The organism is Pseudogulbenkiania sp. MAI-1 (assembly GCF_000527175.1).
Taxonomy (GTDB): Bacteria; Pseudomonadota; Gammaproteobacteria; order Burkholderiales; family Chromobacteriaceae; genus Pseudogulbenkiania.
On record NZ_AZUR01000001.1, the window covers coordinates 2,288,702 to 2,303,752 of the forward strand.

16 protein-coding genes are annotated in these 15,051 nt (G+C 63.6%); 7 read left to right on the forward strand and 9 right to left on the reverse strand.

All coding sequences use genetic code 11. From position 1 onward, the window contains the following. Window positions 1–124: 124 nt before the first annotated feature. The gene (locus PSEMAI1_RS0110740) at window positions 125–1,201 is read left to right on the forward strand and encodes a calcium:proton antiporter (protein ID WP_024302879.1); all 1,077 of its coding nucleotides are present in this window, start codon (window positions 125–127) and stop codon (window positions 1,199–1,201) included. A 93-nt stretch (window positions 1,202–1,294) separates the two neighbouring features. Here the strand turns inward: PSEMAI1_RS0110740 and PSEMAI1_RS0110745 are convergent, their stop codons facing one another. The 7 genes from PSEMAI1_RS0110745 to PSEMAI1_RS0110775 all read right to left on the reverse strand — a co-directional run bounded on the left by PSEMAI1_RS0110745 (window position 1,295) and on the right by PSEMAI1_RS0110775 (window position 6,064). After that, window positions 1,295–1,693: a hypothetical protein gene (locus PSEMAI1_RS0110745; protein WP_232219892.1), complete on the reverse strand. Its 399-nt coding sequence runs from the start codon at window positions 1,691–1,693 to the stop codon at window positions 1,295–1,297. A 72-nt stretch (window positions 1,694–1,765) separates the two neighbouring features. Further along, window positions 1,766–2,263: a phosphatidylglycerophosphatase A gene (locus PSEMAI1_RS0110750; RefSeq protein WP_024302881.1), complete on the reverse strand. Its 498-nt coding sequence runs from the start codon at window positions 2,261–2,263 to the stop codon at window positions 1,766–1,768. Further along, the gene (gene thiL, locus PSEMAI1_RS0110755) at window positions 2,247–3,197 is read right to left on the reverse strand and encodes a thiamine-phosphate kinase (RefSeq protein WP_024302882.1); all 951 of its coding nucleotides are present in this window, start codon (window positions 3,195–3,197) and stop codon (window positions 2,247–2,249) included. Before thiL ends, PSEMAI1_RS0110750 begins: the two co-directional genes overlap by 17 nt. 59 nt (window positions 3,198–3,256) lie before the next feature. Further along, the gene (gene nusB, locus PSEMAI1_RS0110760; RefSeq protein ID WP_024302883.1) at window positions 3,257–3,706 is read right to left on the reverse strand and encodes a transcription antitermination factor NusB; all 450 of its coding nucleotides are present in this window, start codon (window positions 3,704–3,706) and stop codon (window positions 3,257–3,259) included. Window positions 3,707–3,768: 62 nt separating this feature from the next. Then, a complete protein-coding gene (gene ribH / locus PSEMAI1_RS0110765) occupies window positions 3,769–4,236 on the reverse strand; it encodes a 6,7-dimethyl-8-ribityllumazine synthase (protein ID WP_024302884.1) in 468 nt (155 codons plus the stop codon). Window positions 4,237–4,277: 41 nt separating this feature from the next. Next, a complete protein-coding gene (gene ribBA, locus PSEMAI1_RS0110770) occupies window positions 4,278–5,384 on the reverse strand; it encodes a bifunctional 3,4-dihydroxy-2-butanone-4-phosphate synthase/GTP cyclohydrolase II (protein ID WP_024302885.1) in 1,107 nt (368 codons plus the stop codon). Between the two features lie 68 nt (window positions 5,385–5,452). After that, window positions 5,453–6,064 carry a riboflavin synthase gene (locus PSEMAI1_RS0110775; RefSeq protein WP_024302886.1) on the reverse strand — a complete coding sequence of 204 codons (612 nt, stop codon included), beginning with the start codon at window positions 6,062–6,064 and terminating at the stop codon, window positions 5,453–5,455. Between the two features lie 293 nt (window positions 6,065–6,357). On the opposite strand from PSEMAI1_RS0110775, the gene PSEMAI1_RS0110780 reads away from it, so the two are divergent. From PSEMAI1_RS0110780 to PSEMAI1_RS0110805, 6 genes are all read left to right on the forward strand, one after another. After that, window positions 6,358–7,968: a peptide chain release factor 3 gene (locus PSEMAI1_RS0110780; protein ID WP_029770637.1), complete on the forward strand. Its 1,611-nt coding sequence runs from the start codon at window positions 6,358–6,360 to the stop codon at window positions 7,966–7,968. Between the two features lie 7 nt (window positions 7,969–7,975). Beyond that, window positions 7,976–8,833, forward strand: a complete 858-nt coding sequence (locus tag PSEMAI1_RS0110785; protein WP_024302888.1) for a mechanosensitive ion channel domain-containing protein — start codon at window positions 7,976–7,978, stop codon at window positions 8,831–8,833. Window positions 8,834–8,876: 43 nt separating this feature from the next. Beyond that, on the forward strand, window positions 8,877–9,521 hold the full coding sequence (locus tag PSEMAI1_RS0110790) for a TetR/AcrR family transcriptional regulator (protein ID WP_024302889.1): 645 nt from the start codon (window positions 8,877–8,879) through the stop codon (window positions 9,519–9,521). A 116-nt stretch (window positions 9,522–9,637) separates the two neighbouring features. After that, the gene (locus tag PSEMAI1_RS0110795) at window positions 9,638–10,930 is read left to right on the forward strand and encodes a paraquat-inducible protein A (RefSeq protein WP_024302890.1); all 1,293 of its coding nucleotides are present in this window, start codon (window positions 9,638–9,640) and stop codon (window positions 10,928–10,930) included. Further along, entirely contained in the window at window positions 10,914–12,563 is a 1,650-nt protein-coding gene (gene pqiB / locus PSEMAI1_RS0110800) for an intermembrane transport protein PqiB (protein WP_029770638.1), read from the forward strand. Before PSEMAI1_RS0110795 ends, pqiB begins: the two co-directional genes overlap by 17 nt. Further along, a complete protein-coding gene (locus PSEMAI1_RS0110805) occupies window positions 12,560–13,141 on the forward strand; it encodes a membrane integrity-associated transporter subunit PqiC (RefSeq protein ID WP_024302892.1) in 582 nt (193 codons plus the stop codon). The genes pqiB and PSEMAI1_RS0110805 overlap by 4 nt, the downstream gene beginning before the upstream one ends. 85 nt (window positions 13,142–13,226) lie before the next feature. Here the strand turns inward: PSEMAI1_RS0110805 and PSEMAI1_RS0110810 are convergent, their stop codons facing one another. Together PSEMAI1_RS0110810 and PSEMAI1_RS0110815 are read right to left on the reverse strand one after the other, a co-directional pair. Beyond that, window positions 13,227–13,550, reverse strand: a complete 324-nt coding sequence (locus PSEMAI1_RS0110810; RefSeq protein WP_029770639.1) for a hypothetical protein — start codon at window positions 13,548–13,550, stop codon at window positions 13,227–13,229. Window positions 13,551–13,607: 57 nt separating this feature from the next. After that, window positions 13,608–14,948 carry a sensor domain-containing diguanylate cyclase gene (locus PSEMAI1_RS0110815; RefSeq protein ID WP_024302894.1) on the reverse strand — a complete coding sequence of 447 codons (1,341 nt, stop codon included), beginning with the start codon at window positions 14,946–14,948 and terminating at the stop codon, window positions 13,608–13,610. Window positions 14,949–15,051 lie beyond the last annotated feature (103 nt).

Sequence of the window (15,051 nt, forward strand, 5' to 3'; positions counted from 1 at the left end):
TTTGTCGACAATAGCTGGATTGATCCTTTGTCAGCTTCTTATTGCAAACATCGGGCGTGTCCATACAACATGCCTTACCACTGTTTGTTATGATACCGGCGATCAAAACCACTACGGATTTTCAATGAAGTCGCTGCTCGCCGAAAAAAACCTTCTGATCGCCTTCTTGGTTGCGATCGCCCTTTTTGCCTTTGAACACAGTCTTCTGCACGCCGGCAAACCGGTAGTATTTGCCGTCATCGCTGTGCTGCTCGCCACCATCATGGGTGCCGCCCTGCGTGTCGCACACCATGCCGAGATGCTGGCCGTCAAGCTGGGCGAGCCGTACGGCACGATGATCCTGACGCTGTCGGCGGTGCTGGTGGAGGTGGTGATCCTGGCAATCATGATGCTGTCCGGCGGCAGCCCCACGCTGGCGCGTGATACGGTGTATTCGGCGCTGATGCTGGATATCAACGGCATTCTCGGCTTCGCCGCCATCATCGGCGGACTGAAGCACGGCGAGCAACCGTATAACCTCGATTCGGGCAACAGCTATGTGTCGATGATCCTGGTAGCGGTGGGAGTGTCGATGTTCGTACCGGAGTTCGTGCCCCAGGAGAAGTGGCAGGCTTATTCGGCCTTCACCATCGTGGCGATGGTACTGCTCTATGGCTTGTTCCTGCGCATGCAGACTGGGAAGCACAGCTACTTCTTCGATTACGCCTATGAGCATCAGGAAGAGCACGAGCACGGCGCGGAGGGCATTTCCACCGGCAAGCATGCAGGGCTGCTCGTTGTCAGCATTGCGCTGATCGGCTTGTTGTCGGAGCTGATGGCGGCCTTCCTGAATGCGGGGCTGGAAGGCAGTGGCCTGCCGGCGATCATCCCCGCCATTCTGGTGGCGCTGATTTCGGCGAGCCCGGAGATCCTGACTGCCATGCGTGCCGCCGTCGCCAACCGCATGCAGTCGGTGCTCAACATCGCACTGGGCGCCTCGCTGGCGACGGTGGTGCTGACGATTCCGGTGATTGAGGGGATTGCGCTCTTTACCGGCCAGCCGATCGAAATGGCGATGACGCCGGCCCAGACGGCAATGGTGCTACTGACGCTGCTGGTCTCCACCATCAACCTGCACGATGGCGAAACCAATGCCATCGAGGGCTATACCCACGTGGCGCTGTTTGCGACGTTCCTGTTCTTGTCGGGGATTGGGTTGTGAGGGAGATATTGAAGGGGTATAGAGAAAACACCCCACTCTGACACCAAAAGACCTCACTAGCGTGAGGTTTTTTTCATCCCAAATATCATTACACTACTTACCGCGTTTTTTCTTCGCTCCGCCACTCTCGGTCTGCAGAAACAGCGGATCGGCATCGAACAGCATGCCGGTGCGGCCGGTCTGGGACTGGCAGGCAATCTGCAGCGCCCGGTTGATCGCTTCTTTCTTGCTGACTCCCCACCATTCGATCATCTTGTCGAGCGACTTTTGTGCTTCACGATTGAGTTCCACGGTGATCGACAGTTCCTGCAAGCGGTTGCGCCGCAACTCGCGGCTGCGCCGCTTGCGCTCGGCCACGCTCATGGCACGCTCGCCCAGTGGCTTGCGGCCGGGCTTCTTGCGCACCCCGCCTATCAGGTCGAGGGTATAGTGATCACACGGGTCTATCATGCAATGGTGACGGGTCACGTTGGAGGGGCGCAAGGATACCACGAAGTGCTCCGGGACGGGAGACCCTCATCACCCCTGCAGCCCATTCATACAGGGTCGGCCACCATGGCGGCCTCAGGCCACCCTCGCTCCAAGCAATAGCCACAGGCTCGCCATCGCAAACAGCGCCGCGATCAGGTCGTCCAGCATCACGCCGAATCCGCCGTGCACGTGACGATCGAACCAGCGGATCGGCCACGGCTTGACGATGTCGAACAGACGGAACAGTCCGAACGCCAGTGCCCAGCCAGTCACCGTGAACGGCGTTATCGACAGCACCAGCAGCATGGCGACGATCTCGTCCCAGACGATACCGCCATAGTCGTGCACACCCAAGGCATCGCCGGTTACCTGGCACACCCACACCCCTAGCAGGAACAGCGGCAGACAGAATACCGCCAGAGGCAGGCCAGCCAGGCCGGCCCAATGCAGTAGCCCGGCCAGCGGCAAAGCCGCCAGCGTCCCCCAGGTGCCGGGCGCGCGCGACGCCAGGCCGGAGCCGAAGCCAAAGGCCAGGAAGTGGGCCGGGCGGCGCGTGACGAAAGCCCAGTCGGGTTTACGCAAAGTGGTCAAACCCGCTCCTTTGCAGCGTCACCGTTTGCCCGTCAGCATCCAGCAGTCGACCGCCCTGCCCCGCCACGATGCGGCCGACACGGGTCAGCGGGCAGTCCAAGGCCTCGGCCAGGGCGGCCAGCTCGGCACGGGCGCTGGTCGGCGCGGTGAAACACAGCTCGTAATCATCACCGCCAGCGGCGATGATGCCGGGGAAGCTCAGGCGGTTTTCCGCCAACCAGGGCAGCGTCGGCAAGGCCTCCAACCAGACTTCGGCCGCCACGCCGGAGCGCTCCAGGATGTGCCCCAGGTCGGCCATCAAGCCATCGGACACGTCGATGGCGGCGTGCGCCAAATCGAGCAGTTGCAGCCCAAGCGCCACACGCGGGGTCGGATAGTCGAGTTTGCGGCGGCACTGCGCGAGCACGTCCGGCGGTGGATCGACGTCGCCACGCAGCCGCTGGCGCACCGCCAGCGCGGCCAGCCCCAGCTCGCCACTGACCCAGATGTCGTCGCCGACCCGGGCTGCGTCGCGGCGGAGAGCCTGACCGGCCAGGGTTTCACCGAAGATGGTGGCCGACAGCGTCAAGGGGCCACGCGTGGTATCGCCCCCAATCACGCTGACGCCGTGCGCTTCGGCCAGGCCGAAGAAACCGGCGGCAAACTCGCTGGCCCAGTGCTCGTCCAGTTGCGGCAGTGCCAGAGACAGCACGACCCAGCGCGGCGTCGCGCCCATGGCGGCCATGTCGGAGAGGTTTACTGCCAGCGTTTTGTGGCCGAGTGCACGGGGGGCGACATCGGCAAAGAAGTGTCGCCCTTCCACCAGCATGTCGACCGACACGTGCAGGTCATGGCCGGGCGTGGGGCGGACAATGGCGGCGTCGTCCCCGACGCCGAGCACGGCGTTGCCGGCCGGCCGGGTGAAGTGACGTTGAATCAGCTCGAATTCGTTCATGGGGGCACACGCAAAAACACCCGCCGGCAGCGGGTGTTACTGTTGAGAATAAAGGCGCTTCAGCTGGTGGCGCGGCGGGAGCGCTGTGACGCCACTTCGTCCGGGCGCACATCGGCGGCCAGCTTGTCCAGCACACCGTTGACAAACTTGTGACCGTCAGTACCGCCGAAGGTTTTGGTGATTTCGATGGCTTCGTTGATGATCACCGGGTACGGCGTTTCGGGGTGCTGGGTCAGCTCCAGCGCCGCCATCAGCAGCACGGCGCGCTCGACCGGGCTGACTTCTTCGGCCGGGCGTTCGTAGTAACGGTCGATCTTGGGCGACAGTTCGGCGGCGTCCTTCAGCACGCCGAACAGCAGTGTGCGGAACAATGCTTCGTCGGCTTTGACGAAGTAGTCGTTCTCACGCAGGTGTTTCTCGATCAGCGAAGCCGGACGATCCGGGTTCAGCTCCCACTCGTAGATGCCCTGGACGGCAAATTCGCGCGCGCGACGGCGAGAGGTTTTCATGTAGTGCGAATCCTTTTTAAAGAACGATGACGGCGCGGTATGGCGCCGACAGACGGTGCGGCTTAGCCGCGCAGTGCCTTGTGCAGATTGACCATCTCGACCGCAACGCGGGCGGCTTCGCGGCCCTTGTCGATCATGCGGGCCTCGGCCTGCTCGTCGGTTTCGGTGGTGAGGATGGCGTTGGCCACCGGGATGTCGAAATCGAGACCGACACGGGTCACGCCGGCACCGGACTCATTGGACACCAGTTCGAAATGATAGGTTTCGCCGCGAATCACCGCGCCCAGCGCCACCAGGGCGTCGAAACGGCCGGACTTGGCCATGGTCTGCAGCACCAGCGGCACTTCCAGCGCGCCCGGCACGGTGGCAAGGGTGATGTCGGCCGGGTCCACGCCCAACGCACGCAGCTCGCCGAGGCAGGCATCGCGCAGGCCATGGCACACGTTCTCGTTGAAGCGGGCCATGACCACGCCCACCTTCAGGCCTTGGCCGTTGAAATCGGAATCGATGCGCTGGATAGCTTCAAGCATGGTGACCTCGCGGCAAATCGGTAGCAAAGCGGAGCATTCTACTAGATTTCGATGTGGACGTGTTCTGGCTGGCAGAAGCCGGTCACTTCCAGATCGAAACCGGTCATCGACGGCAGGCTCAGCGGCGGCGACATCAGCTTCATCTTGCCCACCCCCAGCGTCTTGAGCATCTGCGCGCCGATACCGAAGGTCTTGCCGTCCCACTTGGCCTTCGGCGCCTCCTGCTGCGGCAAGGCGCGCGCCAGCAGGTCCTCGCCGCTCTCATTGCGATGCAGCAGAATCACCACGCCCTTGCCGGTTTCCTCGATGACCTCCAGCGCATTGGGCACGGTCCACGAATGCGAGCAACCCATGGGATCGATCAGGTCCATCACCGACAGCGGCTCGTGCACACGCACCAGCGTTTCCTCGTCGGCGTGGATGTCGCCCTTGGCCAGCGCCAGGTGGGTAGCCTGGGTCATGGTGTCGCGGAACACGTGCAGGTCGAACGAGCCGAACGGGGTGTCGACCGGACGCTGACCGACGTGTTCGACCAGATTCTCGGTTTCGCTGCGGTAGTTGATCAGACTGGCGATGGTGCCGATCTTCAGGCCGTGCGTTTCGGCGAATTCCATCAGTTCCGGCAGGCGCGCCATGGTGCCGTCGTCGTTCATGATCTCGCAGATCACCGCAGCCGGCTCGAGGTTGGCCAGCTGGCTCAGGTCGCAGCCGGCTTCGGTATGGCCGGCGCGCACCAGCACGCCGCCGTTCTGCGCCTTGAGCGGGAAGATGTGCCCCGGCTGCACCAGGTCGGAGGGCTTGGCGGTGCGCGCCACGGCGGCCTGCACGGTGCGGGCGCGGTCGGCGGCGGAGATGCCGGTGGTGACGCCCTCGGCAGCTTCGATCGACACGGTGAAGTTGGTGGAATACGGCGTGCCGTTGTTGGTGACCATCAGCGGCAGGTTGAGCTGGCGGCAGCGCTGCTCGGTCAGCGTCAGGCAGATCAGGCCGCGGCCGTATTTGGCCATGAAGTTGATCGCTTCGGGCGTGACGTGCTCGGCCGCCATCACCAGATCGCCTTCGTTCTCGCGGTCTTCGGCGTCCACCAGCACCACCATCTTGCCGGCCTTGATGTCGGCGATGATGTCCTGAATCGGAGAGATGGTCATTTCGGTTTTCCTTGTGCTTGCATGCGGCCTCGACGGCCTGCTTCTGTTGTTATGTATCGCGGTGGGGTTCAGGCCTGGCGTTGCGCCAGGACCCGTTCCACGGTGTCGACGATAGCCTGTGTTTGCGGGTCGATTTCGATGTTGATGGCATCGCCGGGCCGGCGGCTGCCGATGATGGTGCGCTCCAGCGTCTCCGGGATCAGGTGCACGCAGAAGCGGTTGCCCTCGACCGCGCCGATGGTGAGGCTGATGCCGTCAATTCCGATATAGCCCTTGGTGAGGACATATTTGACATGTTCTGCCGGCAGTTCGAACCAGATGGTGCGGTTGTTCGGGGTCTCGATCACTTCGGCGACGCGGGCCAGGCACAGGATGTGGCCGGACATGGCGTGACCGCCGATTTCGTCGCCGAAGCGTGCGGCGCGTTCGATGTTGACGCGATCGCCCACCTTGAGCGCGCCCAGGTTGGTGATGCGCAGCGTCTCCTGCATCAGGTCGAAATGGACCAGGTTGCCCTCGACGCGGGTCACCGTCAGGCAGCAGCCGTTGTGTGCCACCGACGCCCCCAGCTCCAGTCCTTGCAGCAGGTGGCCCGGCAGGCGCACGACATGGGTGCGGAAACGTTCTTTTTCTTCGATGTGGACGACCTCGACGGCCGCCTGGACGATGCCAGTAAACATAGCAATGATCTTTCCTGATTCCAATTTGCCTTAGAAACGATAACTTTGTCGACTGCGTCGGGCAGGCCCTTGCCGTACTACCTGTACTGTCTGCGGCCCTGCCCGACTTGTCTTCGCGTTTTCGTTCCTAATGCTTTTTGGAATGGGTATTACGGCCGATTGGCGTCAAGCGGCCATGATAGCGAAATCCGTGTCCCGTGCCGACGCCCCGCCGGAAAAAGAATCCGGCGCGGTGTGTCTGCGGCGGGCGTTATCGGGTAAAATTTGGGGTTTTGAATCCAATCTCAAGCCCCATGTCCGCCGAATTGACCCGCATTGCCGAAGAAGTGGCGCGCCGCCGCACCTTCGCCATCATCTCCCACCCTGACGCCGGTAAGACCACGCTAACCGAGAAGCTGCTGCTGTTCTCGGGCGCGATCCAGATGGCCGGCACGGTCAAGGGCAAGAAAACCGGCAAGTTCGCCACCTCGGACTGGATGGAGATCGAGAAACAGCGCGGCATCTCGGTGGCCTCGTCGGTGATGCAGTTCGACTACCGCGACCACACCGTCAACCTGCTCGATACCCCCGGCCACCAGGACTTCTCCGAAGACACCTACCGCGTGCTGACCGCGGTGGACTCGGCACTGATGGTGATCGACGCCGCCAAGGGCGTGGAAGAGCAGACCATCAAGCTACTGAACGTGTGCCGTCTGCGCTCGACGCCTATCGTCACCTTCATGAACAAATACGACCGTGAAGTGCGCGATTCGCTCGAGCTCCTGGACGAGGTGGAGAGCGTGCTGAAGATCCGCTGCGCTCCGGTCACCTGGCCGATCGGCATGGGCAAGAACTTCCGCGGCGTGTACCACATGCTGCGCGACGAGGTGCTGCTGTTCGAAGCCGGCACCGAGAAGGTCACGCTCGACCTGGAAGTGATCCAGGGCATCGACAACCCGCGCCTGGACGAGCTGTTCCCGCTGGAAATGGAGCAGTTGCGCATGGAGATCGAGCTGGTCAAGGGCGCCTCGAACGAGTTCAACCTGGACGAGTTCCTGGCCGGCGAGCTGACCCCGGTGTTCTTCGGCTCGGCGATCAACAACTTCGGCGTGCGCGAGATTCTCAACGCGCTGATCGACTGGGCGCCGATGCCGGCCGCGCGCGACGCCACCGTACGCGAGGTGGCGCCGACCGAAGAGCCGTTCTCCGGCTTCGTGTTCAAGATCCAGGCCAACATGGACCCGAAGCACCGCGACCGTATCGCCTTCCTGCGCGTGTGCTCGGGCAAGTTCGAGCGCGGCATGAAGATGAAGCACCTGCGCCTGAACCGCGACATCGCCGCCTCCAGCGTGGTGACCTTCATGTCGCACGATCGTGAGATCGTGGAAGAGGCTTTCGCCGGCGACATCATCGGCATCCCGAACCACGGCAACATCCAGATCGGCGACAGTTTCTCCGAGGGTGAGCAACTCGCCTTCACCGGCATTCCGTTCTTTGCACCGGAACTGTTCCGCTCGGTGCGCATCCGCAACCCACTGAAGCTCAAGCAGCTGCAGAAGGGCTTACAGCAACTGGGCGAAGAAGGCGCGGTGCAGGTGTTCAAGCCGCACAACGGCGGCGACCTGATTCTGGGCGCGGTCGGCGTGCTGCAGTTCGAGGTGGTGGCCTCGCGCCTGGCTGCCGAGTACGGCGTCGACGCGGTGTTCGAGTCGGCCAGCATCTGGTCGGCGCGCTGGGTGTCGTGCGAAGACCGCAAGAAACTGGAGGAGTTCGAGAAGGGCAACCTGAACAACCTGTCGATCGATGCGGGCGGCAACCTGGCCTACCTCGCGCCCAACCGCGTCAACCTGCAGCTGACGCAGGAGCGCTGGCCGGCCATCACCTTCCACGAAACCCGTGAACACGCGGTCAAGCTGAACGACTGAGGCAGCGATGCAGCCCTTGTTCGACTGGGTGGCTGGTCTCAGCCACTTGTACGTGATCGACATCATCCGCTCGGCCGCGCTGATATTGCTGCTGGTGGTGGTGCGCAACATGGTGATGCGCGCCATTTCGGCCAACCCGAAAGTGCCGGTGGAGGCGCGCCGGCGCTGGGCGATCAACCTGCGCAACGGTCTGGTGATCCTGGGCCTGATCGGCCTGGTCACGATCTGGGCCAAGGAGCTGGAAACCATCGCCCTGTCGATGGTGGCCTTCGCCGCAGCGCTGGTGGTGGCCACCAAGGAGCTGATCATGTGCGTAGGGGGCTCAGTCATCCGCACCATGAGCAACAGCTACGACCTAGGCGACCATATCGAGGTTGCCAACCTGCGCGGACGGGTGGTGGACATCAACCTGTTCTCCACCACCATCATGGAGATCGGCCCTCGCCACGACGCCCACCAGCTTACCGGGCGGGCGGTGTCCTTCCCCAACAGCCTCTTGCTGAGCCAGCCGGTGGTGCGCGAGAACTACATGGGCGACTACGTGGTCCACGTCACCACCGTGGCCGTGCCCTACAGCGTCGCCCCGGCCCAGGCCGAACGCCTATTGAAGGCGGCGGCCGAAACCGCCTGCGCGCCGCACGTGCCGGCGGCGCGCCAGCACATGGAGCGGATCGCCGCACGCCATCTGGTCGACACCCCGTCGGTGGAGCCGCGCATCGCGATCTTCCCGATCGACGACAAGCGCTATAACCTGATCCTGCGCATCGCCATTCCCGCCAAGGAGCGGCACCGCGTCGAACAGGCGATACTGCACCAGTTCATGAGCAGCTGCTTCCCGGAAAAGAAGGTAGAGCAACCGCTCTAAACATGGCATACTCGCCGCCATCACCCCGCTGCCACCCCGTTCCATGACCCAAAAACGCATCAAGACTTACGATCGCATCGTTGCAGAAAGCCTGACGCTGTTCAACGAGCAGGGCGAGCGCAGCATCAGCACCAACCACATCGCCGCCCATCTGGGCATCAGCCCCGGCAATCTGTACTACCACTTCCGCAACAAGGAAGAGATCGTCCATCAGATCTTCCTGCAGTACCGCCGCTTCATGACCGAACGGCTGGCCGTGCCATCCGAGCGCGAGCTGACGGTGGACGATCTGGTGAACTACCTGGATACCGCCTTCCAGGCCATGTGGCGGTTTCGCTTCATGTTCTACGACTTGCCGGGACTGCTGGCGCGCAATCCCCTGTTGCAGAACGAGTATCATCAGTTCGTCAACAGCGAACTGAAGAACATTCTCGGCAACCACTTCCGCGCCTTCATCCAGCTGGGCCTGCTGAAGATGGACGACGACGATATCGAATCGATCACGATCAACATCTGGCTGGTGGTGAAATTCTGGTTCGCCTTCGAGCAGACTGCCCATCCCAAGGCCGTCATCACCGAGGCGGCCGGCCGGCGCGGCGTCAAGCAAGTGCTCACGCTGCTCAAGCCTTATGTCCAGCCGCCATTCATACCCGCCTTCGCCGAGCTGCGCAGCCGCTACGGCGACTGAGTCCGGCATGGGCAGAGCCCAGGCAACCCGCACGGCTCGACCGCCGACAGACCCCTTCCGGCAGGATTTCGACGTAGACTGTCAGTTGTCGCGATACCCAGCCGACCCAGCATACGATGCCCGCCCCTCCGACCATCCTGCCCGCTCCCGTCGAGCCCGTAGCCCTACCCGCACACGCCATGGCCTGCCCGCAGTGCGGCCTGCATGTCGAGCTGCCCGCCCTGGAGAGAGGCGAGGAGGCCACCTGCCCGCGTTGCGACGAGCATCTGGTCAGCATCCCGCACTCCCCCATCGACGAGCCTCTGGCTATGGCCTGGACCTCGCTGATCCTGCTGCTGCTGGCCTGCAGCTTCCCTCTGCTGGCCATCGACGTGCAGGGCAACCAGACCCAGATCACGCTGCTGGAAAGCGCCGAGACCATCTACCGCCGCGACTTCGCCCTGCTGGCTAACGTGCTGCTGCTTTGCGTGCTGTTGCTGCCGGCCATCTTTCTGCTCTCCACCATCTACCTGTTCAGCGGCATCAGGACCGGGCGCCGATTACCCTGGATGAAGCCGCTGGGCCGGCTGTCCGTGGCAATCCAGCCGTGGATGATGGTCGACGTGTTCCTGCTCGGCGCCATCGTCAGCATGATCAAGATGGCGTCGCTGGCGCAGGTGGGGTTCGGGCTGTCGTTCTGGGCCTTGCTGGGCTTCAGTCTGGCACTGACACGCACCGGCAGCCTGGTCGAAGCGCACTGGCTGCACTACCGCATCAACCTGCTCCATGGTATCGACCCGACCCAACGGCCGGCGGAGCCCTGCCACGGTTGCCAGGTGTGCGGCTTCTTCTCGCCGGCATCCGCCGGGCACTGCCAGTATTGCCATGCAACCCTGCACGCACGCCACCCGCACAGCCTGCAAAAGACCGTGGCGCTCCTGGCGACCGCCATCGTGCTCTACCTGCCGGCCAATCTCTATCCCATCATGCTGACCGAGTCGCTGGGGCGCACCACGCCCTCGACCATCGTCGAGGGCATTTTCCTGCTGTGGGAGAAAGGTTCGTACCCGATCGCGCTGATCATCTTCGTCGCCAGCGTGTTCATCCCCATCGTCAAGATGATCGCGCTGGCCGCGCTCTGCCTGGCCGCCTCGCGCCCGCACCGGACTCGCCCGCTGCACCTGACCCGGCTGTATCGCATCGTCGATTTCATCGGCCGCTGGTCGATGGTCGACGTGTTCGTGGTGATCATCCTGGTGACGCTGGTACGCATGGGCTCGCTGATGTCGGTCCACCCCGGCGTGGCCGCCGTTTCCTTCTGTGGCGTGGTGCTGGCGACCATGCTGTCCGCCATGAGTTTTGACGTACGCATGCTGTGGGATGTACAACACCCGGTATCAACCGGACGAGAACATGACGAATTCGACTGACGAAAACCAAGGTCCGGCGCGGATACGGCCGCTCAAGCGGCTGTCCCTGGTCTGGGTCGTACCGATCATCGCCATTCTGGCGGGCTTGTGGATGGTCTATGACACCTGGAGCAAGCTCGGACCGGAAATCACCCTGAGCATGGCCAACGCCGAGGGGGTCGCTCCGGAAAAGACCACCATCAAGGTGCTCGACGTGAGCATCGGCAAGGTGACGGCCGTCCGGCTCAGCCCGGACAACAAGAGCGTGCGGGTCACCGCCCGGCTGGACGCCGGCACCGAATCGCTGCTGAGTGCCGACACCCGCTTCTGGGTGGTCAAGCCGCGCATCGACAAGACCGGGGTATCGGGCCTGGGCACACTGCTCTCCGGCGCCTATATCCAGTTGCAGCCGGGCAAGTCGCCGGAACGGAAAACCGAATTCCAAGCCTTGCCGTCGGCGCCGGTCACCGGTCCCGACGTTCCCGGCTTGCGCATACGGCTGAGCGGCCAGAACGTGAAAGTGCTGTCGGTGGCCGATCCGGTGCTGTATCAGGGCTTCCAGGTCGGACGGGTGGAAACGGCCAACTTCGACCCGGCTACCCGACAGATGAATTACCAGTTGTTCATCGAGCAGCCTTACGACCGGCTGGTGACCGATACCTCCCGCTTCTGGGTCGCCAGCGGCTTGCAGATCAGCGCCACCGCCGAGGGGCTCAAGATCCGCACCGGTTCGCTGGAGTCCTTGGTCAGTGGTGGCGTGGCCTTCGACGTGCCCCCCGGCCGGCCGCTGGGCGAGCGGGTCGCCAATATGACGCCGTTCACCCTCTACCCGGATCAGGACAGCATCTCCGAACAATACACGGGCCGCCATATCGATTACCTGGCGTTCTTCGACGAGTCGGTACGCGGCCTGACGGTCGGGGCACCGGTGGAGTACCGCGGCCTGCGCATCGGCACGGTGCAGGCGCTGCCCTACCCGCTGAAGAACCGGAAACGCTGGGTGCTCGGCGAGCGGCGCATCCCGGTGCTGCTGCGGATCGAGCCCGACCGCATCGAATCGTTCACCCCCTCGCGGCCAAACGACTGGCAGCAGGAAATCGAACACGCCATCGGAGAAGGTCTGAACGCCCGGCTGAAAACCGGCAACCTGCTGACCGGCGCGGTGTTCGTCGATCTCGACTTCGACGGCAAGCTGCGGGAGCAGCGCATGGCTCGCATCGACGGCTTGCCGGTGCTGCCGACCACGAGCGGCGGGCTGGCCCAGATCGAGGCGAAAGTGATAGCCCTGCTCGACAAGCTCAACGGGCTGAAACTCGAGACGACGCTGGGCAACGCCGATCAAACGCTGGCCGAAGGCCAGCAGACACTGGCCGAAGTCCGCCGCCTGACCCAGCGTGTGGACGCGCTGCTGGCCCAGCCGGACACGCAGCGCCTGCCGCAGGATCTGCGCAACACCTTGCAGGAGCTGCAGCGCACGCTGGAGGGCGTCTCGCCGCAGTCGCCGGCTTACCAGCAGTTGCAGCAATCGCTGTCGACGCTGAACCAGCTGTTGCAGGAGATGCGCCCGGTGGTCCGCACCCTGGACGAAACCCCCAACGCGCTGCTGTTCAACCGTTCCGGGCGCGACCCCGAGCCGAAAGGAGCCACGCCATGACCCGACTGCCCGGTCTCACCCTGCTGGCGCTGCTGGCGGGCTGCGCCAGTTCCCCTGCCGTGCACTATTACCGGCTGACGGACGATACGGCGTCTGCTACAGCCCCGGCGGCGGCCGTCGTGGGCAACATCCTGGTCACCGTCAGACTGCCCGACTACCTGAACGACCGCCACATCGTCTACCAGAGCGACGACGTCACGATCGAAGCGGCCCGCCACAGCCTCTGGGCCGAAGCCCCGGAGCAGGCCATCCCCCGGCGCCTGAGTGCCGAACTGGGGCAGCGCCTGCCCCGTTACGGCTGGACCACCCCGCTCGCCGCCGGCAGTTCCAGTGGCCCGACGCTGCTGGTGGTGTTCGACCAGTTCAACGGCCGTTTCGACGGTCGCGCGGTGCTCAGCGGACACTGGCTGCTGCGCGATGGCCGGCAGACCACGCCAGCCAGGCAGCCCTTCCGCATCGAGGTGGTGCAACGGGGTGACGGTTACCCGGCGCTGGTACGGGCGCTCAACCAGGGACTGGCCGAGCTGGCCGGAGAGATTTCCCAAAAGCTGCCCGCACCGGCATTCAAGCCGTCCTGAGCGCTGCGGCATCAGCTTCGGCAACCAGCGCATCCTGGTGCTGCAGGAAGAATGGCAGGAAGAGAAGAATGGAGAGACCTGGGCCTCAGTTGGTTTCGCCCAGACTTTTTTGCAAGCGACGAGCAAACACCGTCATTTCCTTGACCGCCTGGATGTCCCCCTTGGCTTGAGCGACTGTAATGCCCTCCTGGTAGACCGCCAATGCCTCTCGCTCCTTGCCGGCGGCGGCCAGCACCTTGCCCAGCAGCTTCCAGGCAGCCGAGTAGTCTTTCTGCATCGAGAGCGCCGCCCGGAGATGCGCTTCCGCCTCCGTCCAGTTTTGCAGATGCGCGTACTCGTTGGCGATGCCGAAACGCAACAAGGCTCCGTCGCGTGGGGTGCCAAGCAGTTTCAACAGATTGTCCAGCATCGGTGGCACACTCGCCCTCCTTGTTTCTTGGGGAACCAAGCGTCAGCCCGACAGGTATCAGGCGGTTTCGGAAAAAAGGCTGACCCGGTTGCGGCCCGCTTGTTTGGCCGCATTCAGAGCCCGCTCCGCTCTCATCAGCACCGACTCGCCATCGAGCTGGCCGGAGACAAACTCGGCGATGCCGATGCTGACCGTCACCTGCACCGGCACACCTTCATGCCACAAGACATGGCTGAGCAGCGCCAGCCGCAACGCCTCCGCCACGTCCTTCGCGTTCTTGCCGGGGCACCCCGGCAGCAACACGGCGAATTCCTCCCCTCCCAGGCGCCCCAGGGTGTCGGTGCTCCGCAGCGCTTGACGGCACAGCCCGACCAGTGCTTTCAGCACCTTGTCACCGGCGGCATGCCCATGAATGTCGTTGATGCTCTTGAAGTGATCGACATCCAGTATCAGAAGCGAGGTGGGGGTACCGTAACGACGGAAGCGGGCATATTCTTCGGACAATCGCAACATGAAGGTACGTCGGTTGGCGCCCCCTGTCAGAGGGTCGGTCGTGGCCAGCAGAAACAGTTCCTGCTCCTGCTGCTTGCGCTGGGTGACGTCGCGGTAGATCCACATCGGACCGCTGTACATGCCATCGAGGAAGATGGGCACGTGATCGCGCTCCAGCGAGCGACCATCGGCCATGGCCAGTTGCTCGCCATTGACCGGCCGATGCCAGGAAATCGCTTGATCGGTCGACGCGAGGAAGTGCTCGGGGTTGGCGAACTGGCCACTGATTGCCACGGCGTACTTGCGTCCGTCACCTCCCTGCAGCTCGGCCGGTTTTCGTTCGAGGGCGAACATGTCGCAAAAACGCTGGTTGGCGAGCAGCACACGGCCTTGACTGTCCTCGACCAGCACGCCACCCTGAAAGCTCTCGATCACCGCGGACAAGCGCTGCTGCAGCAGATGCAGGTCGTGCTCGACAGGCTCTAGTGCGGTCGCCACGCAGACATGGCCAGCCGCCTCGCCCGCCACCCGCAGCCGGCTCACACGCAGCCGCAGCCGACGCCAGCTTCCATCCGGTGCACGGCCGAGGCAGTCTGCGCTCACCGTCTCGTCACCCTGCCCCTCCGCGCACAAACCCGCGAAGACGGAAGCCTCCGCTGCGTCGGCAGGCCATTGCTTTTCCGGCAGCTGGCGGAACAAGGCGGCAGCCGGCTGGCCGAGCAATTCATCCTCCCGCCCCCCCAGCAAGCGCTCGGCGCCACGGTTGAAAAACGTGAGGCGACCATGCGGATCGACGGCGATGATGGCGACGTCGGCAGTGGCGGCCAGCACACTGCTCAGAAAAGCCACGTTACCGTCGGCACCCGCCGAAGCCTCGGCAGCAGACATGGTGATGGTGTCAGACACAGAGCCTCCTCCGGCCATGCGGCTTGTTTTGTTGTTGTGCCCGGCTGAGCGGGTGGGATGGAAACGGCGGCGGTGGTCACCACAGTTCAATCGTCCTGCATAA